This is a genomic window from Bradyrhizobium rifense (genome assembly GCF_008123425.1).
GTDB classification, from domain to species: domain Bacteria; phylum Pseudomonadota; class Alphaproteobacteria; order Rhizobiales; family Xanthobacteraceae; genus Bradyrhizobium; species Bradyrhizobium rifense.
On record NZ_VSSS01000076.1, the window covers coordinates 17,078 to 36,883 of the forward strand.

Sequence of the window (19,806 nt, forward strand, 5' to 3'; positions counted from 1 at the left end):
GCTACTTCCCCGCCGCCTTGCGCAGCGCCTCGTTGATGCGGTCCTGCCAACCCGGGCCGCTCTCCTGGAAGAACTCCAGCACGTCCTGGTCAATGCGCAGGGTGACCTGCTCCTTGATCCCCGGCGCGACGTTCGGCTTCGGCGGCGCCACGGCGACCTTGGCCGTCACCTTCTTGAACGCTGCCTCGGCCTCCGACCGCGCATCGCCCAGCGTGCGCGGCCGTCTCGGTTGATCCGCCATCTCTCAGATTCCTTCAAACAGAGCCGTCGAAAGATACCGCTCGGAGAAGGACGGCACTATAGCCAGAATGGTTTTTCCCGCAGCTTCCGGCCGCTTGCCGATCTGGAGCGCAGCCGCAATCGCGGCGCCTGAGGAGATACCGCCCGGAATGCCCTCATGTCGCGCCAGCGCCCGGGAGGTCTCGATCGCCGTCGTCGAGTTGATCTTCACGATCTCGTCGATCACGGAGCGGTCGAGAATGTCGGGCACGAAGCCCGCGCCGATGCCCTGGATCTTGTGCGGCGTGTGCTGGCCGCCTGACAGCACCGGGCTCTCCTCGGGCTCGACCGCAACCACGCGCAACGACGCCTTGCGCGGCTTCAGGACCTGACCAACACCGGTGATGGTACCGCCGGTGCCGACGCCGGCGACGAAGAAGTCGATATTGCCGGCGGTGTCGTTCCAGATCTCCTCCGCGGTGGTGCGACGATGCACCTCGGGATTGGCGAGGTTCTTGAACTGCTGCGGCATCACCGAGTTCGGCGTCGTCTTCAGAAGTTCTTCCGCCGCCGCGATCGCGCCTTTCATGCCTTGGGCGGCCGGCGTCAGCACCAGCTCGGCACCGAGGAAGGCGAGCATCTTGCGCCGTTCGATCGACATGGATTCCGGCATCACCAGCTTCAGCCGATAGCCGCGCGAGGCGGCGACGAAGGCGAGCGCGATGCCGGTATTGCCGGAGGTCGGCTCGATCAGCACGGTGTCGGGCTTGATGATGCCCGCCTTTTCCATGGCGATGATCATGGCCGCGCCGATGCGGTCCTTCACGCTCGCGGCCGGATTGAAATATTCAAGCTTTGCCAGAATGGTCGCATTGACGCCGTGCATGCCCGGCAACCGGCGCAGGCGCACGATCGGCGTGTCGCCAAAAGCCTCGACGATCGAGTCATAGATCCGGCCGCGGCCGGGTTGGTGCGCTGCACCCGTGTTGGACGATGCGTCCATGATGAACTCCCTGTGACGACAGTATGTGCTTCTATCGCAGCTCTTGCGCAGTTACGGACAGCTTGCGACGACACGCAAGCGACAATGCTGCACACGTTAAGTACGCTGCATCGCAAAATCGCGTGAGCTTTAATTATCAGAAAACCAACGCATTTGTGTTGCGACCTCGTCAACTGATTCTGCTTATGTTAGACCTAGGTCTCAAAGCAGGGGTCTAAAGCAGGGAGGTCACCACGATGTCAGCAGTCGCTGAAGTGTTGTCGACCGTAGTGCCGAAGCGCGATCCGCGTTGCAGCGAGTTGCCTACCTGTCCCGTGTGCGCCGATTCCATGATCGCCGCTGAAGCTTCCGCCTACGTCTCGGACCACGTGATCAGCTATCTCTGGACCTGCGACACCTGCGGCTACGGCTTCGTCACCAAGCATGCCGTCAAACAGCGGCTTGTGTGTAATTGATCTAGCGCGGGGCGATGTCGCCCCTCGCCCAATCCTCGCGCGTACGCTGATAGAACTCCTCGAACGTTCCCTGTGCGATCGCGTCCCTGATGCCCTGCATCAGGAACTGGTAGTAAGCGATATTGATTTCAGACAGTAGCATCGCCCCCAGCGTCTCGCCGGCCTTGACGAGATGGTGCAGGTAGGCGCGCGCGTAATTGCGCGCCGACGGCCATGAGCTCTCTTCGTCGAGCGGACGCGGATCGTCGGCGTGGCGCGCGTTGCGCAGATTGACCTGGCCGAAGCGCGTGAAGGCGACGCCGTGGCGGCCATTGCGCGTCGGCATCACGCAATCGAACATGTCGATGCCGCGCTTCACCGCCTCGAGAATGTCGTCGGGCGTGCCGACGCCCATGAGGTAGCGCGGCCGATCGGTCGGCAGCGCCGGCGCGGTCTCGTCGATCATCGCCAGCATCACCGCCTGCGGCTCGCCGACGGCCAGGCCGCCGATCGCATAGCCGTGGAAGCCGATCTCGACGAGGCCCTGCGCGCTGGCATGGCGCAGCTGAGGGATGTCGCCGCCCTGCACGATGCCGAACAGCATGTAGCCGTCGGGCGCGCTCTCGAAGGCCCGCTTGCTTCGCTCGGCCCAGCGCAGCGACAGAAGCATCGCGCGTTCGATGTCGTCGCGCTCCGCCGGCAGCCGCACGCATTCGTCCATCTGCATCGCGATGTCGGAGCCTAGCAGGCGCTGCACCTCGATCGAACGCTCGGGCGACAGCTCGACCTTGGCGCCGTCGATATGCGAGCGGAAGGTGACGGCGTTCTCGGTGACCTTGCGCAGATCAGCCAGCGACATCACCTGGAAGCCGCCGGAATCCGTGAGCATCGGCCCGTTCCAGCCGGTGAACCTCTGCAAACCGCCAAGCGCAGCGATACGCTCTGCGCCGGGGCGCAGCATCAGATGGTAGGTGTTGCCGAGCACGATGTCGGCGCCGGCCTCGCGCACCTCGCGCCAGTGCATGCCCTTCATAGCGCCGGCGGTGCCGACCGGCATGAAGGCGGGGGTCCGCACCACCCCATGGGGCGTGGTCAGGCGGCCGGTACGCGCTGAGCCATCGGTGGCGAGCAGCTCGAAATGATTGGGTAGATCGGTATCAGGAAGACTCATGGCGCCGCTTATTGCGTGTCGAGCTTGGCCGATCAACCCGTTCGGGCCGCACGATGCCCCAGACTGGGACACCGCTGACGCGGACGTGATACCGGTCACGCTTGATCAATAAAACGATACAGTATAGTTTCGTAATTGGGGGTTGGACGAGATGCCGTGGCAAATTGCCGACGGCCGTAGATGCGTGATCGTCAGCCACCGACCGATGCCCCTCCCCCATTGTTCGACTGAGATGTCCGCCCGCCCCGATGGCCGGACTAAGCGGACAGGCGCCCGCCTGATCAGGTCGCTGGGACTCGCGTGCAGCCTGGCGCTCGCCGCCTGCACCTCGCTCCCCCGCACGCCCTATACGGCGGCCGATGCGAGTGCTTCACGCGTGCTCGATATCGACGGCCTGCGGCGCTACGCCGACGAGCCCATCACGAAGTTCAGCTTCGAGCAGGACAAGGCGACTGGAAGCAGGAACTATCTGGCGCTGTCCGGCGGCGGCGCCGATGGCGCCTATGGCGTCGGCGTGCTGAACGGCTGGACTGCGGCTCGCAATCGCCCGACATTCTCCGTCGTCTCGGGCGTGAGCACGGGTGGCCTGATTGCGCCCTTTGCCTTCCTCGGATCGCAATATGACGACACGCTTCGAGAGCTCTACACCAGCGGCATCGCCGAAAGCCTGCTGAACGATCCCAGCATCATACGCGTGCTGTTCGGCTCCGGCCTGTTCGGCAATACGCGGCTGCGCGAGCTGGTCGCGCGCTATGTCGGGCCGGAGATCATGGCACAGGTCGCCCGCGAGAACGCCAAGGGCCGTCGGCTCTTGGTGGTCACCACCGATCTTGACACCCAGCGCACCGCGATCTGGGACATGGGCAAGATCGCCGCGGTTGGCACGCCCGAGGCGCTAAAACTGTTTCGCGACGTGATGGCGGCGTCCGCCAGCATTCCCCTGGTGTTTCCGCCGATCCTGATCGAGGCCGAAGGCCAGGGCCGCAGGTTTCAGGAGATGCATGTCGATGGCGGCGTGACGGCGCCCGTGCTGACCTTGCCGGAGGCCCTGCTGTTCCAGGGGCGCCTGCCGGGCAACGCGAAGATGGACATCTACATCCTCGTCAACAAGAAGATCGAACGCAACTTCGAACTCGTCGCCAACAGCACGATCGATGTCGCCTCACGCAGCCTGTCCTCGATCACGCAATCGCAGACGCGCTCGATCATCTTCTCGACCTATGATTTCGCCCAGCGCAACCACCTCGGCTTCCATCTTTCCTACATCGAGCGCGATTATCCGGCGCCGCCGTCCGAAGGCTTCGATACCGGCTATATGCGGGCGCTCTACCAATACGGATACGAGAAAGCGGCAGGCGGCCAGGCCTGGACCTCGCGGATGCCGTGACGTCCGCGTCGTGGAACGGGGCTCGTCACGAGACCGTTGACGATACGGCCAATTCGGCCAGATTCGCGATGACGCCCCGGTCGCTGCGCGTTATAGATCAATGACCACCGGCACGACCGCGCAGGAATCATTGGGCATATCATTGGGCATGGGATTGGCTGCGACCAAGACAAGAACGGCTGCACCACGCCGCGAGGCCTCGAAGTCGCGCGGCGGCCGGCCGACCAAGAGCGCTGCGATCGAGCGCGATCAGCGGCTGATCGAGGTTGCCACCCGCCTGTTCCTCGATCGCGGATTTGATGCGACCTCGCTCGACGCGGTGGCGGAAGCCGCTCGCGTCAGCAAGCCGACCGTCTATTCCCGTTACGGAGACAAGCGCGGCCTGTTCACGGCCGTGCTGAGGCGCGAGATTGCGCGCTGGCTTGCGCCGCTGTCGGCCGCGGCCGAGACGCAGCTCGGCAGCTCGTCCGACATTTCGGTCGAGCGGCGACTGGTGGAGATCGGGCGCGAAATGCTCAATTTCACCACCGGGCCCGACGCCATGGCGTTCAGCCGCATGATGACGTCACAGGCCATCAACTTCCCTGACATCGCCAAGCTCGGCAAGGAAGAAGGCTGGCTCAAGGCCGTCGCCACCACCGCGCGCTTCTTCGACCATCTGGTGGCGCAAGGCGCGCTCGATGTCGACGACACCACGATCGCGGCCGAGGTGTTCCTCGACGTCGTCGTCGGCCACACCCACCGCATGGCGACGTTCGGCACGCCGATGGAGCTCAAGGCCGCCGAGAAGCGGATGCGCGCGGCGATCAAGCTGTTCCTGGCCGGCGCGATTGGTCCTGCAGACCGCGTCCAGAGCGCCCCAAAAGCCGCCCAACGGCGTCGCCCCTCCCGCTGACATTTCCGTGAGACCGGCGATTTGTCCTCTGCGGACGATGGCCTCTTCGTTGACCGAAATAAAACGATACGGTATGGTTTTGTTATTGAGCGGTGCGGGCCACTTTTTTCACCAGCCCCAAAAGAGGTCCGAACCGCTTTGATCGCCGCCGCGGGTACAGCCCGTTGCGACAATCAGCGGCCGGCCATTGCCCGTGGTCGGCCGCGACTTCTTTACGATTATCCGGCACACTCGCCGGGCGAGGGTTCCGAACATGAAGGCAGCACGACGACGCACCTGGCAGTTGCTGGCGATTGCCCTGTCGGGGCTGCTCGTCGCAGCGCCGGCCCGCGCGATCGTCTCGGCGGACAGCACACCCACCACCCTTCACGGTGAGACAGATGGTGACGCCGCGGCGGACCGCCAGGCCGTCAGCCGCGAGATCGAACGCTTCCGCAGCTCGTCGATCTCGATCGGCCAGGCCATGGCGATTGCGGAAGCCCGTCATGCCGGCGCCACGACCGCGGATGTCAGCTTCGACGGCGGCTCGGGCGTACCGGTGTACCGGGTCAAGACCCTGCACAACGACCGGATCTGGCGGCACACCATCAACGCCGCGACCGGCGAGCTGATGGGCGGTGAAGCCGCCCTGCCCCTCGCCGAGCTGGACCGCGACGATCGCAGCAACCTCGCAGCGCTCGGCATCATCAAGCACCGCCTGGCGGATGCGGTCCGCGTCGCCGAGCAGGCGGCATCCGGCAAGGCCATCAGCGGCGGACTGGTGCGCGAAGGTGGCCGGCTCAATTTCGCAATCGTGGTCATCAGCGGCGACGACCTCAAGGAGGTGATCCTCGAGCCGCCGGGCGTACGGGGCAAGTAACGCGGGCCACAATCCCGCCCAAAAGCCATTGACGGGCGCAAGACTCTCCCGCATAAGTCGCCACCATGTTCACGACCACCAAACGCATGACCAAAACCACCACGGCCTTCGGGGCCCGGGGAGGCATGCGCTTGTAGTCGTCGACTAGAACGCAATCAGCTCTACCGAAGCCCCGCCCATGATGGTCCGGGGCTTTTTTGTTGTCTGCAATTCAATGGAGGAGAATGTGAGTAACGATCCCGTCGTCGCGATTGTCGGCGTCACCGGTGCGGTGGGCGCCGAATTCATCGCCACCATGGACAAGCGCGGCTTTCGCATCAGTAAGCTCAAGGCGCTCGCCAGCGCCCGCTCCGCCGGCAAGACGGTGTCGTTCCGCGGCCAGACCATCGTCATCGAGGAGCTGACCGAGCGCGCCTTCGAGGGCGTCGACATCGCGCTGTTCTCGGCCGGCAGCGGCATCTCGAAGAAGTTCGCGCCAATCGCCGTCAAGGCCGGCGCCGTCGTCGTCGACAACTCCTCCGCCTTCCGGATGGACCCGAACGTGCCGCTGGTGATCCCCGAGGTCAACGGCAACCGCATCCGCGACCACAAGGGCATCATTGCCAACCCGAACTGCGCGGCGATCACCGCACTGGTGCCGCTGTGGCCGATCCATCAGAAGAACCGCATCAAGCGCGTCATCATCTCGACCTATCAGGCCGCCTCCGGCGCCGGCGCCGCTGCAATGGACGAGCTCGTCGAGTCCACCCGCGCCAATCTCAACGGACAGGTCTATACGCCCAAGGTGATGCCGCACCCCTACGCCTTCAACCTCTTCAACCACAACACCGCCGTGGACCCCGAGACCGGTTACAACGACGAAGAGACCAAGGTCATCAACGAAACCCGCAAGATTTTCGAGGATGAGAAGATCGCCATCGGCGTGACCTGCGTCCGCGTACCGGTGTTGCGCGCCCATTGCGAGGCCATCACCTTCGAATGCGAGAAGCCCATCACCGAGGACCAGGTTCGCGCCATCATGGCGAAGGCCCCGGGTGTGAAGGTCGTCGACGACCGCGTGAAGAACTACTTCCCGATGCCGATCGACGCCTCGGGCCAGGACGACGTCCTGGTCGGCCGCATCCGCAAGGATCTCAGCGATCCCTCAGGACATTCGATCTCGATGTTCGTGGCGGCCGATCAGTTGCTCAAGGGCGCGGCTTTGAATGCCGTGCAGATCGCGGAGCTGTTGCCGCAGCGGGTGATGGCGTAACGGGAGGTGCCGTAGGGTGGGTTAGCGTAGCGTAACCCACCACGGTCTCTATCCGCAGAAACAGAAGTGGTGGGTTACGCCTTGCGGCTAACCCACCCTAAGGCGCCGGCGCCCGAAACAGCAGACACGCATCCCCATACGAGTAAAACCGGTAGCCGCTCGCTATCGCGTGCGCATAGGCCTGCTTCATCGTGTCCAGGCCGGCGAACGCCGACACCAGCATGAACAGCGTCGACTTCGGCAAATGAAAGTTCGTCATCAAGATATCGACCGCGCGGAAGCGATAGCCGGGCGTGATGAAGATCGAGGTCTCGGCCGTGAACGGCTGGATGATGCCGTCCTCGCTGGCGGCGCTTTCCAGCAGCCGCAATGACGTGGTGCCGACAGCGATGATGCGGCCGCCGTTTTTCCGCGCGGCGTTGAGCCGCTCCGCCGTCTCGGCTGAGATCGTGCCCCACTCGGCATGCATCTTGTGACCGTCGGTGTCGTCGACCTTGACCGGCAGGAAGGTCCCTGCCCCGACATGCAGCGTGACGCGATTGATGCCGACGCCGCGCGCGCCGAGCGCCTGCTCCAGCGCCGGCGTAAAATGCAGGCCCGCGGTGGGCGCGGCGACCGCGCCTTCATTGGCCGCGAACATGGTCTGGTAGTCGGCGAGATCCTGATCGTCGGGCGTCCGTTTCGAAGCGATGTAAGGCGGCAGCGGCGGGCTGCCGAGATCGGCGATGGCCTGGTCGAGCGCCGGGCCGTGGAACGAGAATGACAGCGTCACCTCGCCCTCCCCACCCTTGGCCTCGACCTCCGCCTCGAGATGGCCGAGCAGGCAGACCTTGCCTTCATTGCCGAAGCGGATGCGGTCGCCGGCGACAAGCTTCTTCGCCGGCTTCACCAGCGCCTGCCAGCGCGAGCCGTCGAGGCGCTTGATCAGCGTCGCCTCGATCTTCGGCTCGGTCTCGCGGCCGATGCGGCGGCCTTTGAGTTGCGCCGAAATCACCTTGGTATCGTTGACGACGAGCTGGTCGCCGTCCTTCAGCCAGTGCGGCAGGTCGGCGATGATCTGGTCGCGCAATGCGCCGTTCGCCACCACCAGCATCCTGGCGGAGTCGCGCGGGTGCGCGGGGCGCAACGCGATGCGCTCGGGCGGCAGGTTGAAATCGAAGAGGTCGGTGCGCATTCGTGGCTTGCCACCAGGAGCGCGCCAATGCGCGCTCCTGGAATGAGGAGCTTACTCCTTGTCAGCCGCCATCCGCGCCTTGACGATCTTGTCCGGGTTCTGCACCGGCTCGCCGCGCTTGATCTTGTCGACGTTTTCCATGCCCTCGGTGACCTTGCCCCACACCGTGTACTGGTTGTCGAGGAAGCGGGCGTCGTCGAAAACGATGAAGAACTGGCTGTCGGCGGAGTCGGGGCTCGCGGCACGCGCCATCGAGGTCACGCCGCGCACATGCGGCTCCTTGTTGAACTCGGCCTTCAGCTTCTGGCCCGAGCCGCCGGTGCCGGTGCCGTGCGGGCAACCGGTCTGCGCCATGAAGCCGTCGATCACGCGATGGAACACGATGCCGTCGTAGAAGCCTTCGCGGACCAGCTCCTTGATGCGCGCGACATGGCCGGGCGCCAGGTCGGGCCGCATCTCGATGGTAACCGGGCCCTGCGTGGTCTCGAGGATCAATGTGTTTTCGGTGACGCTCATGCTCGTCTCTCTTGCGTTGGGGGTGAAGTTTTGCGGTTACGAAACTGGATCGCGAATGGACGTCCCGCGGCGGCGCCGGCCATTGCATCGGTAAATGGCACCGGCGTGCAGCGTTGCAACGCCTCCATCACCGCGATCCGGTATTGCAGCCGGTCACTGTCGGAGGCCTCCGCGGATTCATAGGTAATCCTCGGATGGCCAAGAATGTTTCCGGCCCGGTTAAAGCTCACGACGACGGTGATGTCGATAGGGCGAGCCTTGGCCGGCGGCGGCGGCTTCCAGCAGGTCCGCAGGTGCTGGAAGATGTCCTGGATGGTGTTGACCGGTGCGTCCTGTGCGGTCGCACCGCTGATGCCGAACAGCAGCACTGCTGCAGCGAACAGGAGCCTGTCGCCGCGGCGCGCCATCACCTTGGCTACTTGATGTCGGAGGCGACCTGCACCTTCACCATCTTGTCGGGATCGGTGACGGTGCCGCCCGGCGAGCCGGCCGGTGCCTTCTTCAGCTTGTCGACCACGTCCATGCCCTGCACGACCTCGCCGACCACGGTGTACTGGTTATCGAGACTGCCACCGTCGGCGAACATGATGAAGAACTGCGAATTGGCGGTATCGACGCTGTCGCCGCGCCGGGCCATGCCGACAATGCCGCGGGCGAAGTGAACCTTGGAGAATTCCTGCTTCAGGTTCGGATATTTCGAGCCGCCGGTGCCGTTGCCGTTCTGGCCGTCGCCGGTCTGCGCCATGAAGCCGTCCATCACGCGGTGGAACGGAACGTTGTTGTAGAAGCCCTCGCGCGCGAGCTGCTTGAGGCGCTCGGCGTGCTGCGGCGCAAGGTCGGCCCTCAGCTTGATGACGATGCGGCCCTTGGTGGTATCGATGACGAGCGCATTGGCCTTGTCGAGATTGGCCGGCAGCTGCTGCGCCATTGCCGGGACGGCGCCAATCAGCGCGACGAACATCGTGGCAAGAATTGCGAGACGACGGATCATGAGAACTCCGGATCAGGTGAGATGAAAAAGCGTGCCGTTATCCGGCGAATTTGGCCTTGAGCAGGGATGCGACGAGCGGCGGCACGAAGGTCGAGACGTCGCCACCCATAGCCGCGATCTGTCGCACCAGTGTGGCAGTGATCGGGCGGACCATGGGAGATGCCGGCAGGAATACCGTGTGCACCTCCGGCGCCATGGCCTCGTTCATGCCGGCGAGCTGCATTTCGTAGTCGAGATCGGTGCCGTCGCGTAAGCCCCGAATCATAATGGTCGCGCTGTGCTTGCGGGCGGCGGTCACGGAGAGGTCGTCAAAGGTGGTGGCTTCCAGCGCACAACCGGCCTGGGCAGCAATCGGCCCGCAGACGTCGTGGACCATTTTCAGCCGCTCCTCGGTCGAGAACAGCGGCTTCTTCCCAGGATGGACCCCGATCGCGACAACCAGCCGGTCGCACAGGGGGACGGCATGCCGGACCACGTCCAGATGGCCGTTGGTGATGGGGTCGAAGGAACCCGGGTAAAAGGCAATGCGCGACATGGCCTCCTCCTACCCCGCCCGGCCCGGCCCGGCAAGCCGGGCAGGTTCCTTGTCCATTTCCTGCCGGTTTTTCCGCCAGTCCCTGTCGGCGGACCCCGGATTGTTTCGTCCTCGGGGCGTCCACGAAACAAAACGGGCCGTGAACGAAACCATTTCCGGCGTCGGCGAAGACGTCCGGAAACTGGCCATGGTTACTAATCCAGCCAACGAATGACGGGCCGCACACTGGGCGTAGCGGCCGCATCACAGGGGACCGTCAGAATGATCAAGGCTCTTTCAGCGATCGCTATTGCTGCGTGTGTTGCTACCGCCCTCACCCTCCTGCCCGGCTTTGCTCCCACCGTTGAAGCCAGCGTGCCGCAACCGCTTGCCAAGAGCGACCGGCTCGACATCAAGACCATCGGCAGGGAGTGCTCGGAACGGGCCTGGCCGAATTTCGAGGCGTCCTGCCTGCGCCGCGCCGGCACCAAGGCTGACGTTCGCGTCGCGCGCCTGGTGACGGCAGACCGGACCCCGTAGGCGGTCTGTCAGTTTGGCGTCATAAACCTCGCGATAAACACCATGGATATTTGCGGCGTCTCGTCGCAGACTGTGTGACGCTCGCGCCCCTCGGAATGGCCCGACGGGCGCGATCCCATTGAGGGGTCGCATTTGTCCAGTACGCCCGCAGTCGCTTCCGGCCATCATCCCGATCCGCTGCCGCTTGCCATGACTATGGGCGCCCTCGGGGTGGTCTATGGCGATATCGGCACCAGCCCCCTCTACGCCCTGAAGGAAGCCGCCAAGGCGGCTGCGCATGGCGGCACAGTGACTCCCGAGGCTGTCCTGGGCGTTGCCTCGCTGATCCTGTGGGCGCTGCTGCTGATCATCTCGCTGAAATATGCACTGCTGATCCTGCGCGCGGACAACCGCGGCGAAGGCGGCATCGTCGCGCTGCTGGCGCTGCTGCATGCGCGTCACGCCCAGGCTGGCACCTGGCGCGCGCATCTCCTGGTGGTCGGCCTGATCGGCGCTGCGCTGCTCTACGGCGACGGTGCGATCACGCCGGCAATCTCGGTGCTCTCGGCCATCGAGGGCCTCAAGGTCGACGCGCCCTCGCTAGCGCCGGCGGTGGTGCCCATCACCATCGTCATCCTGGTCGGCCTGTTCATGATGCAGAGGCAGGGCACCGGCTTCATCGGCCGCATCTTCGGACCGGTGATGCTGGCCTGGTTCTTCGTGCTGGCCGCGCTCGGCATCCACGGCATCATCAAGGCGCCGGCGGTGCTGGCGGCACTTAGCCCGCTCTATGCCTTCGACTTCCTGATCCACCAGGATTTCCACGTCTCCTTCGCGATCCTCGGCGCGGCCTTCCTCGCCGTGACCGGCGGTGAAGCCATGTATGCCGACATGGGGCATTTCGGGCGCCTGCCGATCCGGCTCGCGTGGTTCGCGATCTGCCTGCCGGCGCTGGTGCTGAATTATTTCGGCCAGGCCGCGCTCCTGATCACCGATCCCGGCATGATCGAGAACCCGTTCTTCCAGCTCTGCCCGGACGTCCTGCATTACGGACTGGTCGCGTTCTCGGCCGTGGCGACCGTGATCGCCTCACAGGCGATCATCTCCGGCGTGTTCTCGCTGACCCAGCAATCGATCCAGCTCGGCTTCCTGCCGCGCATGCAGATCCGCCACACCACCAGCGATGCGATCGGCCAGATCTACGTGCCGCTGGTGAACTGGCTGCTCGCCGCCGCAACCCTCGGCGCAGTGGTCAGCTTCGGCACGTCGGATGCGCTGGCCGGCGCTTACGGTATCGCGGTCTCGCTGCTGATGGCGATCACCACGCTGCTTGCCGCCCTGGTCGCGATCCAGTGGGGCTATTCGCCCTGGCTCGTGGTCCCGGTGAACGGCTTCTTCTTCGTGATCGACGTGATCTTCTTCTCCGCCAACTCGATCAAGCTGTTCGAAGGTGGCTGGTTTCCGCTGCTGCTCGCCGCTCTCGTCGCCTTCCTGATGCTGACCTGGCGCGCAGGCGTGAAGTTGGTCGAGGCCGCGCGCGCGAAGCTGCGCCAGCCAGAGGAGGACCTGATCGAGACCGCGGTCAACAAATGCAGCGCGCGTCTGCCGGGCACCGCCGTATTCCTGGCATCGGCACCGAAAGGCGTGCCGCTGGCGCTGACGCAGTTCGTCAAGCACAACCACGTCCTGCATGAGCGCATCATCCTCGTCACCGTGCTGATCGAGGAACTGCCTCATATCGCCGACCAGGACCGTACTGAAATCATCGAGATCATTCCCGGCATCACCCGCGTGATCCTGCATTACGGCTTCATGCAGAACCCGACGATCTACGAGGGACTGACGCTCGCCTGCCGCCAGGGCAAGCTGCCCGGCATCGATCTCTCCGACATCACCTATTATGTCGGCCGCGAGACCATCATCCCGAGCGAGGACATCCCGGGCATGTGGGTCTGGCGCGAAGGCCTGTTCGCCTTCCTCCAACGCAACGCCGAGCGCTCGGCGGCGTTCTTCGGCGTGCCGACCAAACAGGTCGTGGAGTTCGGCACGGAGCTGGAGATCTAGCGAGGTTCGTAGCCCGATGGAGCGAAGCGCAATCCGGGACTCTCTGCGCGTAGCAATGCCCCGGATTTCGCTTCGCTCCATCCGGGCTACAGGGGGTGAAGCATCACTCCCCGCTCGTCTCCCCATTCGCCCCGTTGCCGCTCTCGGCCTCTTCCGTGATGTGCTCGACCGAGACGACGTGCTCGTCCTCGGCGGTATCGAACACGATCACGCCTTGGGTCGAGCGGCCGGCGATGCGAATGCCTTCGACCGGGCAGCGGATCAGCTGGCCCTTGTCGGTGACCAGCATGATTTGATCAGCATCCTCCACGGGGAAGGACGCCACGAGGTTACCGTTGCGGTTGTTGACGCTCATGGCGACGATGCCTTTGCCGCCGCGGCCGGTGGTGCGGTACTCGTAGGACGAAGTCCGCTTGCCAAAGCCGTTGACGGAGACGGTCAGCACGACCTGCTCGGCCGCCGACATCTCGGCATAGCGCTCCTGCGGAAGCTGGAAGCTGCCGGAAGTCTCCTCAGCCTCGGCATCCACTGCCGGCTCCTCGGCCGCAGCTTCGCCAGCAACAGCGCGGCGCATCTTCAGGTAGGCCGAGCGCTCGTCCGAACTGGTCTCGACGTGGCGCAGGATCGCCAGCGAAATCACCTTGTCGCCCTCGCCAAGCGCAATGCCCCGCACGCCCATCGAAGTGCGCCCGGTGAACACGCGCACGTCGGTGACGGGGAAGCGGATGCACTGGCCGCCGGCACCGGTCAGCAGCACGTCGTCGCGCTCGGTGCAGATCTGCACATCGACGATCGCTTCGTTCTCGTCGAGCTTCATCGCGATGATGCCGGAGCGGCGGACGTCGACGAAGTCGGACAGCTTGTTGCGCCGGACGTTGCCGCCGGTGGTCGCGAACATCACGTCGAGATTGCCCCAGGTCGATTCATCCTCGGGCAACGGCATGATGGTGGTGATGCGCTCGCCCTGCTCCAGCGGCAGGATGTTGATCAGCGCCTTGCCGCGCGCGTTGGGCGCGGCCATCGGCAGCCGCCAAACCTTCTCCTTGTAGACCTGGCCACGTGACGAGAAGAACAGCACCGGCGTGTGCGTCGACGCCACGAACAGGCGGCTGACAAAATCCTCGTCGCGGGTCTGCATGCCGGCGCGGCCCTTGCCGCCGCGGCGCTGGGCGCGATAGGCCGACAGCGGCACGCGCTTGACGTAACCGGCGTGCGACACGGTCACGACCATGTCCTCGCGCTGGATCAGGTCCTCGTCCTCGACCTCGCCTTCCTGCTCGATGATCACGGTGCGGCGCGGCGTGGCGAACTCGGCCTTCACCTCGGCGAGCTCGGTCTTGATGATGCCCAGCACGCGCTCGCGCGAGCGCAGGATGTCGAGATAATCGGCGATCTCGCCGGCGAGCTTGTCGAGCTCGTCACGGATTTCGTCACGGCCGAGTGCGGTGAGGCGTTGAAGGCGCAGGTCGAGAATGGCCCTCGCTTGTTCCATCGACAGCCGGATCGTGCCGTCCTCGCTGATGCGATGGCGCGGATCGTCGATCAGCGTCAGCATGTCCTCGACATCCCGGGCCGGCCAGTCACGCGACATCAGGGTGTCGCGCGCGGTGGTCGGGTCAGGCGAGGTCCGGATGACGCGGATCATCTCGTCGATATTGGCGACCGCGATCGCCAGACCGACCAGGATATGGGCGCGATCGCGCGCCTTGGCGAGCAGGTATTTGGTCCGGCGCGTAACGACCCGCTCACGGAAGTCGACGAAGATGGCCAGCAGGTCCTTCAGATGCATGATCCGCGGACGACCGCTGTCGAGCGCCACCATGTTGACGCCGAAGCTCGTCTGCAGCGGCGTGAACCTGTAGAGCTGATTCAGCACCACATCCGGTACGGCGTCGCGCTTCAATTCGATGACGACGCGGTAGCCGTCGCGGTCCGATTCATCGCGCAGGTCGCCGATGCCCTCGATCTTCTTTTCCTTGACCAGCTCGGCAATGCGCTCGACCATCGTCGCCTTGTTCACCTGGTAGGGAATCTCGGTGATGATGATCGCCTCGCGCTCCTTGCGGATGGTCTCGATCGCGACCTTGCCGCGCATGACGATCGAGCCGCGGCCGAGGTGGTAGGCGGCGCGGATGCCCGCGCGTCCGAGAATGACGCCGCCGGTCGGAAAATCCGGTCCCGGCACGATGTTGATGAGCTCATCAATGGTCAGCGCGGGATTGTCGATCAACGCGACGCAGGCATCGATGACCTCGCCGAGATTGTGCGGCGGAATGTTGGTCGCCATGCCGACGGCGATGCCGCCCGCGCCGTTGACCAGCAGGTTCGGAAACTTGGCCGGAAGAACCGACGGCTCGGTCTCGTTGTTGTCGTAGTTCGGCTGGAAGTCGACGGTGTCCTTGTCGATATCGGCCAGCAGGGCCAGCGCCGACTTGGTCAGTCGCGCTTCGGTGTAACGATAAGCGGCCGGGGGATCGCCATCGACCGAGCCGAAATTGCCCTGACCGTCGATCAGCGGCACGCGCATCGAGAAGTCCTGCGCCATGCGGACCATCGCGTCGTAAATCGACTGGTCGCCGTGCGGATGATACTTACCGATGACGTCGCCAACCACGCGGGCTGACTTGACGTACTTCTTGTCGGGCGTGTGCCCCTGCTCGTGCATCGAGTACAGGATGCGGCGATGCACCGGCTTCAACCCGTCGCGGGCATCAGGCAACGCACGCGCCACGATCACGCTCATGGCGTAATCGAGGTAGGACTTCTTCATCTCCTCGAAGATGGAGACGGGACGAATATCCGAGCGCTCCGGCTCGTCGCCGGTCTTCTTGTTGTCGTCGTCAGCCAAGGGGGAATCCGGTGAGTTTTTATCTGGGAATCATATAGCGCATCGAGGCCCTGATAACCACCCTTGCAAGCCGTTGGGAAGCGGTTTTTCCGTTTGTTTTTCCAGAGACTTACGCGCTTCTCGCCACCGTCGTCAGCGGCATCGGAACAAGCCACCCGGAACCGCCAATTATGTCCCGAAGAACACCTGGTGCATGATGCGCCCGGGCACCAGCGTGAACAGGCCCGCCACGACCAGCGCGCCGATGAACGTCATGATCATGATGCGCCGGTGATCGGCGACCCGATGGGTATGCGCCCGCCACACCGCCAGCGGCAGCATCACCAGTGTGAAGATCGACAGAAGATGGATCGGGCTGAACGGCCCAACCATGCGGATCTGATGGATCCAGAACGACGACGCGGCCACCACGGCCATGAGCGCCACCCAGATCCAGCCGACCGTCCGATGGGGCAGCGTGCCCTTTGGCGCAGCGAATTGGACGATGCCAAGCACGAAGGCCGCCATCGCCGCGAAGGCGTGCAGCGGGATCGCCGGGGCAGCATCAAGCAGTGGCGCGAGGTTCATGTGGCGCGTCCTCCGGGCAGGAACCGATCATGTGAATACGATTAACATTAAGTTAATACCATTCACATCGCGGCCCGTCAAAGGCTTGAGGCAGCACATGAGGCCAGCTCCAAAAAGCCAAGCCGACCGGCCAATTGGCAAGAAATCCTGCCGCCTCACGCGAGCCGGCAACGCTGATGAGAAGAGAAACCCTCTTCAGCACATGACTGGGACGCCGATGATTCCGCCGGCTGCCAAAAGGTATGTATCTAGACCGAGGTGGCTCGGATTATTCCGGTCCCTCTTCCCGGAGCGGTCAAAGTGACCAACGTCCTCTTCGTTTGCAGCGCCAATCGCCTGCGCAGCCCGACCGCCGAACACGTCTTTTCGACCTGGCCGGGCATCGAGACCGACTCAGCCGGCATCTCGAACGACGCGGACGTGCTGTTGTCGACCGAGCAGGTCGAATGGGCCGACATCATCTTCGTGATGGAGAAGGCCCACCGGAACAAGCTGAACCGGAGATTCCGCGCCAGCCTGAATGGCAAGCGGGTCATCTGCCTCGACATTCCGGACGACTACGAGTTCATGGATCCCGTCCTGGTCCGGATGCTCGAAAGCCGCGCGGGCCGCTTCCTGTCCCGCGCCGAGCCGACTCGTCCCAGCCCTTAGAAGGCCTCGCCTCAGAACGGGATATCGTCGTCCATGTCGTTGTTGCGGCCACCACCGCCGCCGGCGGCCACGGCGCGGCGCGGTGCGCTGCTGACGGGACCGGATGAGCCGAAATCGCCGCCGGGCTCGTCGCCGAAGCTGCCGCCTCCCCCGCCACTGCGGCCATCGAGCATCGTCAGCGTCGAGTTGAAGCCCTGAAGCACGACCTCGGTGGAGTACTTCTCGACCCCCGCCTGATCAGTCCATTTGCGGGTCTGGAGCGCGCCCTCGATGTAAACCTTGGCGCCCTTCTTCAGGTACTGCTCGGCGACCTTGCAGAGACCTTCATTGAAGATCACGACGCGATGCCACTCGGTCTTTTCCTTGCGCTCGCCGCTGTTCTTGTCGCGCCAGGTCTCCGAGGTGGCGATGCTCAGATTCGCGATCGGCCGCCCGTCCTGGGTGCGGCGGATTTCCGGATCCTTGCCGAGATTTCCGACCAGAATGACCTTGTTGACGCTTCCCGCCATCTCCGCTCTCCACTCCAAATGCCACTGAATTTCGAAAAGGCGCGCCCGCGCTGTCGCCTGTTGGGCCGACCCTATACGCTTACGAGCACCGATCGGCCCGCCGCACCCTCGGTTATCCCCATATATAGCATCGACGCGAGATTTGTTCCAGATTTGTTCCCATCAAAATCGCCCCTGAAAACGGCGCCCTCGGGGTGTCCTATGTCATCCCGTGTCCCGTCGACGGGACCCTTTACAGGCTCCTGCCTACCAGCCGTTCCGTCGTCGCAAGTACTGATATCCTCCTGATTTCATTCGGAGATCGAAGGCCGGCCTCGCGCCGGCGGGTTCCCGATGGAAACTGCAGGTCAGCGATTGTTACATTTTGCGTTTGTTGTGACTTTTGAGAGACACAACTTGCGGCTTCAGTGGTGTAAGCACGTACCTAAGTTGGACCACAGCGTCCGACGCTGCTTCCGACGCACGGAAGTCCAAACAGAAACTGGGACTGGGATTTGTTGAATATGAAGAAGATTTTCTTGGCTTCGGCCTGTCTGCTCGCTCTCACCGGCGCCGCTTCGGCTGCCGATCTGGCGGCTCGCCCCTACACCAAGGCTCCGGTGGCCCTGGCTTCGGTCTACAACTGGGGCGGCTTCTACATCGGCGGCAACGCCGGCGGCGGCTCGAGCCACAATTGCTGGGATACGACCACTGTGGCCGGCGCGGCGGTCCCCGTCACGGCTGAAGGTTGCCACAATGCAACCGGCGCCATCGTCGGCGGCCAGATCGGCTATCGCTGGCAGTCCGCCAACTGGGTGTTCGGCCTCGAAGCCCAGGGCGATTGGGCTGACCTGAAGGGCTCGAACACCAGCTCGCCCGCCGCTTTCTTCCCGCTGGTGAACAACACTAAGATCGACGCCCTTGGCCTCTTCACCGGTCAGGTGGGTTACGCCTGGAACAACGTACTCTGGTACGTGAAGGGCGGCGCGGCCGTCACCCACAACAAGTTCAGCGGCACTCTGGCCGGCGTCACGTTCGGCTCAGCAAGCGAAACGCGTTGGGGTGGCGCCGTCGGCACCGGCATCGAATTCGGCTTCGCTCCGAACTGGTCGGTTGGCGTGGAATACAACCACCTTTTCATGGGCAAGCACACCGACACCTTCACGTTCCTTGGCGCGCCGTTCCGCAGCGACAGCATCAAGCAGGACGTGGATATGGCCACGGTTCGCGTGAACTACACCTTCGGCGGCCCGATCGTCGCGAAGTACTGAGCTTCGCCTCACAACCGACGTCACATCGTCACGAAAGGCCGGCCTCGCGCCGGCCTTTTTGTTTTCGCGGCCGGTGCGCTGAACCGTCAAGGAATCGTAGGGCGCGCGCATCGCGCCCGCGCATTGGTTCGGCGAGTTGGGGACGTGAAATGAAGATCTGGGCAGTGGCTGCGATCAGCCTGTTCGCATTCGGTGCGCTTGCACCGGCCGTTGCCGCGGATCTCCCGCTCTATTCCAAGGCGCCGGTGGCGCCTGTACCCGCGCTCGAATGGACCGGCGTCTATGGCGGCCTCAATGGAGGCGGCGGCCTCGGCCATGCCTGCTGGAGCGTTGTCGGCCTCGGCGGTGTTGCGATCGATCCGGCTGTCGGCGAAGGCTGCCACAACGCCAGCGGCGGCACGGTCGGTGCCCAGCTCGGCTATCGCTGGCAAAAGGCGCACTGGGTTCTCGGCGTGGAAGGCCAGGGCAACTGGGCCGACTTCAAGGGCAACAATGTTAGCCTGGTGCTGGCGCCGCTGAACAACCGGACCAGGATCGACAGCTTTGGTCTGTTCACCGGCCAGCTCGGCTACACCGTGAACAGCCTGCTGTTCTACGGCAAGGCTGGTGCTGCTGTCGCTCACGACAAATACGACGAGTTCATTCCCGGCGTCGGCGTCGTGTCCAACACGCTGAGCCAGACCCGCTGGGGCTACAGCGCAGGCTTCGGCGTGGAATACGCCTTTGCGGAGAACTGGTCGGTCGGCGGCGAGTACGACCATCTGTTCCTCGGCCATCACGGCGGCGATCTCGCGAGCAGCATCCTCGTTCCGCCCGGACGCACCGAGCGGATCGGCCAGGACGTCGATATCGGGCTGATCCGCGTCAACTACCGCTGGGGCGGCCCAGTCGTCGCCAAATACTGAGCGAGCCCGCGAATTCAGCGCCATCAGAGGCCGGCCTCACGCCGGCCTTTTGCTGTTCCGTTCGTCCCAATGCCGAGC

21 protein-coding genes are annotated in these 19,806 nt (G+C 64.2%); 10 read left to right on the forward strand and 11 right to left on the reverse strand.

Annotation, left to right across the window (positions count from 1 at the left end):
- Position 1 precedes the first annotated feature (1 nt).
- Positions 2-241: a BrnA antitoxin family protein gene (locus tag FXB40_RS40655; RefSeq protein ID WP_148777894.1), complete on the reverse strand. Its 240-nt coding sequence runs from the start codon at positions 239-241 to the stop codon at positions 2-4.
- A gap of 3 nt (positions 242-244) precedes the next feature.
- Positions 245-1,222: a cysteine synthase A gene (gene cysK, locus FXB40_RS40660; protein ID WP_148777895.1), complete on the reverse strand. Its 978-nt coding sequence runs from the start codon at positions 1,220-1,222 to the stop codon at positions 245-247.
- Positions 1,223-1,458: 236 nt separating this feature from the next.
- Here cysK and FXB40_RS40665 point away from each other — a divergent pair, with 236 nt between their 5' ends.
- The gene (locus FXB40_RS40665; RefSeq protein ID WP_148777896.1) at positions 1,459-1,677 is read left to right on the forward strand and encodes a hypothetical protein; all 219 of its coding nucleotides are present in this window, start codon (positions 1,459-1,461) and stop codon (positions 1,675-1,677) included.
- 1 nt (position 1,678) lies between these two features.
- Here FXB40_RS40665 and tgt read toward each other — a convergent pair whose 3' ends face one another.
- Complete coding sequence (gene tgt / locus FXB40_RS40670; RefSeq protein WP_148777897.1) at positions 1,679-2,827, reverse strand: tRNA guanosine(34) transglycosylase Tgt; 1,149 nt, start codon at positions 2,825-2,827, stop codon at positions 1,679-1,681.
- Between the two features lie 232 nt (positions 2,828-3,059).
- On the opposite strand from tgt, the gene FXB40_RS40675 reads away from it, so the two are divergent.
- The 4 genes from FXB40_RS40675 to FXB40_RS40690 all read left to right on the forward strand — a co-directional run bounded on the left by FXB40_RS40675 (position 3,060) and on the right by FXB40_RS40690 (position 7,220).
- The gene (locus tag FXB40_RS40675; protein WP_187437484.1) at positions 3,060-4,214 is read left to right on the forward strand and encodes a patatin-like phospholipase family protein; all 1,155 of its coding nucleotides are present in this window, start codon (positions 3,060-3,062) and stop codon (positions 4,212-4,214) included.
- 148 nt (positions 4,215-4,362) lie between these two features.
- Positions 4,363-5,109: a TetR/AcrR family transcriptional regulator gene (locus tag FXB40_RS40680; RefSeq protein WP_148777960.1), complete on the forward strand. Its 747-nt coding sequence runs from the start codon at positions 4,363-4,365 to the stop codon at positions 5,107-5,109.
- Positions 5,110-5,362: 253 nt separating this feature from the next.
- Complete coding sequence (locus FXB40_RS40685; protein ID WP_187437485.1) at positions 5,363-5,968, forward strand: PepSY domain-containing protein; 606 nt, start codon at positions 5,363-5,365, stop codon at positions 5,966-5,968.
- Positions 5,969-6,182: 214 nt separating this feature from the next.
- Positions 6,183-7,220, forward strand: a complete 1,038-nt coding sequence (locus FXB40_RS40690) for an aspartate-semialdehyde dehydrogenase (RefSeq protein ID WP_148777900.1) — start codon at positions 6,183-6,185, stop codon at positions 7,218-7,220.
- 97 nt (positions 7,221-7,317) lie between these two features.
- Here FXB40_RS40690 and queA read toward each other — a convergent pair whose 3' ends face one another.
- From queA to coaD, 5 genes are read right to left on the reverse strand one after another with little or no spacing between them, the layout of a single operon-like run.
- Entirely contained in the window at positions 7,318-8,394 is a 1,077-nt protein-coding gene (queA, locus tag FXB40_RS40695) for a tRNA preQ1(34) S-adenosylmethionine ribosyltransferase-isomerase QueA (RefSeq protein ID WP_148777901.1), read from the reverse strand.
- Between the two features lie 51 nt (positions 8,395-8,445).
- Positions 8,446-8,910 carry a peptidylprolyl isomerase gene (locus FXB40_RS40700; RefSeq protein ID WP_148777902.1) on the reverse strand — a complete coding sequence of 155 codons (465 nt, stop codon included), beginning with the start codon at positions 8,908-8,910 and terminating at the stop codon, positions 8,446-8,448.
- Positions 8,907-9,317 carry a hypothetical protein gene (locus FXB40_RS40705; protein WP_148777903.1) on the reverse strand — a complete coding sequence of 137 codons (411 nt, stop codon included), beginning with the start codon at positions 9,315-9,317 and terminating at the stop codon, positions 8,907-8,909. Before FXB40_RS40705 ends, FXB40_RS40700 begins: the two co-directional genes overlap by 4 nt.
- 8 nt (positions 9,318-9,325) lie before the next feature.
- Positions 9,326-9,901, reverse strand: a complete 576-nt coding sequence (locus tag FXB40_RS40710; RefSeq protein WP_148777904.1) for a peptidylprolyl isomerase — start codon at positions 9,899-9,901, stop codon at positions 9,326-9,328.
- Between the two features lie 37 nt (positions 9,902-9,938).
- Complete coding sequence (coaD, locus tag FXB40_RS40715; protein WP_148777905.1) at positions 9,939-10,436, reverse strand: pantetheine-phosphate adenylyltransferase; 498 nt, start codon at positions 10,434-10,436, stop codon at positions 9,939-9,941.
- 261 nt (positions 10,437-10,697) lie between these two features.
- Between coaD and FXB40_RS40720 the strand changes: the two genes are divergently transcribed.
- The gene (locus FXB40_RS40720; protein ID WP_148777906.1) at positions 10,698-10,955 is read left to right on the forward strand and encodes a hypothetical protein; all 258 of its coding nucleotides are present in this window, start codon (positions 10,698-10,700) and stop codon (positions 10,953-10,955) included.
- A 189-nt stretch (positions 10,956-11,144) separates the two neighbouring features.
- Entirely contained in the window at positions 11,145-12,998 is a 1,854-nt protein-coding gene (locus FXB40_RS40725) for a potassium transporter Kup (RefSeq protein ID WP_148777961.1), read from the forward strand.
- Between the two features lie 103 nt (positions 12,999-13,101).
- Here the strand turns inward: FXB40_RS40725 and gyrA are convergent, their stop codons facing one another.
- Both gyrA and FXB40_RS40735 read right to left on the reverse strand, forming a co-directional pair.
- Positions 13,102-15,846, reverse strand: a complete 2,745-nt coding sequence (gene gyrA, locus FXB40_RS40730) for a DNA gyrase subunit A (RefSeq protein ID WP_148777907.1) — start codon at positions 15,844-15,846, stop codon at positions 13,102-13,104.
- 168 nt (positions 15,847-16,014) lie between these two features.
- On the reverse strand, positions 16,015-16,413 hold the full coding sequence (locus FXB40_RS40735; protein WP_148777908.1) for a DUF2306 domain-containing protein: 399 nt from the start codon (positions 16,411-16,413) through the stop codon (positions 16,015-16,017).
- Positions 16,414-16,713: 300 nt separating this feature from the next.
- Between FXB40_RS40735 and FXB40_RS40740 the strand changes: the two genes are divergently transcribed.
- Entirely contained in the window at positions 16,714-17,064 is a 351-nt protein-coding gene (locus FXB40_RS40740) for a low molecular weight protein tyrosine phosphatase family protein (protein WP_148777909.1), read from the forward strand.
- 11 nt (positions 17,065-17,075) lie between these two features.
- Here the strand turns inward: FXB40_RS40740 and FXB40_RS40745 are convergent, their stop codons facing one another.
- Positions 17,076-17,573, reverse strand: a complete 498-nt coding sequence (locus tag FXB40_RS40745) for a single-stranded DNA-binding protein (RefSeq protein ID WP_148777910.1) — start codon at positions 17,571-17,573, stop codon at positions 17,076-17,078.
- 503 nt (positions 17,574-18,076) lie between these two features.
- Between FXB40_RS40745 and FXB40_RS40750 the strand changes: the two genes are divergently transcribed.
- A complete protein-coding gene (locus FXB40_RS40750; RefSeq protein WP_148777911.1) occupies positions 18,077-18,823 on the forward strand; it encodes an outer membrane protein in 747 nt (248 codons plus the stop codon).
- 149 nt (positions 18,824-18,972) lie between these two features.
- The gene (locus tag FXB40_RS40755; protein ID WP_148777912.1) at positions 18,973-19,728 is read left to right on the forward strand and encodes an outer membrane protein; all 756 of its coding nucleotides are present in this window, start codon (positions 18,973-18,975) and stop codon (positions 19,726-19,728) included.
- The last annotated feature ends 78 nt before the right edge of the window (positions 19,729-19,806 follow it).

Coding starts and splice junctions, on each gene's coding strand:
- FXB40_RS40655 (WP_148777894.1), bottom strand. CDS start 241: ATGGCGGATCAACCGAGACGGCCGCGCACGCTGGGCGATGCGCGGTCG.
- cysK (WP_148777895.1), bottom strand. CDS start 1,222: ATGGACGCATCGTCCAACACGGGTGCAGCGCACCAACCCGGCCGCGGC.
- FXB40_RS40665 (WP_148777896.1), top strand. CDS start 1,459: ATGTCAGCAGTCGCTGAAGTGTTGTCGACCGTAGTGCCGAAGCGCGAT.
- tgt (WP_148777897.1), bottom strand. CDS start 2,827: ATGAGTCTTCCTGATACCGATCTACCCAATCATTTCGAGCTGCTCGCC.
- FXB40_RS40675 (WP_187437484.1), top strand. CDS start 3,060: ATGTCCGCCCGCCCCGATGGCCGGACTAAGCGGACAGGCGCCCGCCTG.
- FXB40_RS40680 (WP_148777960.1), top strand. CDS start 4,363: ATGGGATTGGCTGCGACCAAGACAAGAACGGCTGCACCACGCCGCGAG.
- FXB40_RS40685 (WP_187437485.1), top strand. CDS start 5,363: ATGAAGGCAGCACGACGACGCACCTGGCAGTTGCTGGCGATTGCCCTG.
- FXB40_RS40690 (WP_148777900.1), top strand. CDS start 6,183: ATGGAGGAGAATGTGAGTAACGATCCCGTCGTCGCGATTGTCGGCGTC.
- queA (WP_148777901.1), bottom strand. CDS start 8,394: ATGCGCACCGACCTCTTCGATTTCAACCTGCCGCCCGAGCGCATCGCG.
- FXB40_RS40700 (WP_148777902.1), bottom strand. CDS start 8,910: ATGAGCGTCACCGAAAACACATTGATCCTCGAGACCACGCAGGGCCCG.
- FXB40_RS40705 (WP_148777903.1), bottom strand. CDS start 9,317: ATGGCGCGCCGCGGCGACAGGCTCCTGTTCGCTGCAGCAGTGCTGCTG.
- FXB40_RS40710 (WP_148777904.1), bottom strand. CDS start 9,901: ATGATCCGTCGTCTCGCAATTCTTGCCACGATGTTCGTCGCGCTGATT.
- coaD (WP_148777905.1), bottom strand. CDS start 10,436: ATGTCGCGCATTGCCTTTTACCCGGGTTCCTTCGACCCCATCACCAAC.
- FXB40_RS40720 (WP_148777906.1), top strand. CDS start 10,698: ATGATCAAGGCTCTTTCAGCGATCGCTATTGCTGCGTGTGTTGCTACC.
- FXB40_RS40725 (WP_148777961.1), top strand. CDS start 11,145: ATGACTATGGGCGCCCTCGGGGTGGTCTATGGCGATATCGGCACCAGC.
- FXB40_RS40735 (WP_148777908.1), bottom strand. CDS start 16,413: ATGAACCTCGCGCCACTGCTTGATGCTGCCCCGGCGATCCCGCTGCAC.
- FXB40_RS40745 (WP_148777910.1), bottom strand. CDS start 17,573: ATGGCGGGAAGCGTCAACAAGGTCATTCTGGTCGGAAATCTCGGCAAG.
- FXB40_RS40750 (WP_148777911.1), top strand. CDS start 18,077: ATGAAGAAGATTTTCTTGGCTTCGGCCTGTCTGCTCGCTCTCACCGGC.
- FXB40_RS40755 (WP_148777912.1), top strand. CDS start 18,973: ATGAAGATCTGGGCAGTGGCTGCGATCAGCCTGTTCGCATTCGGTGCG.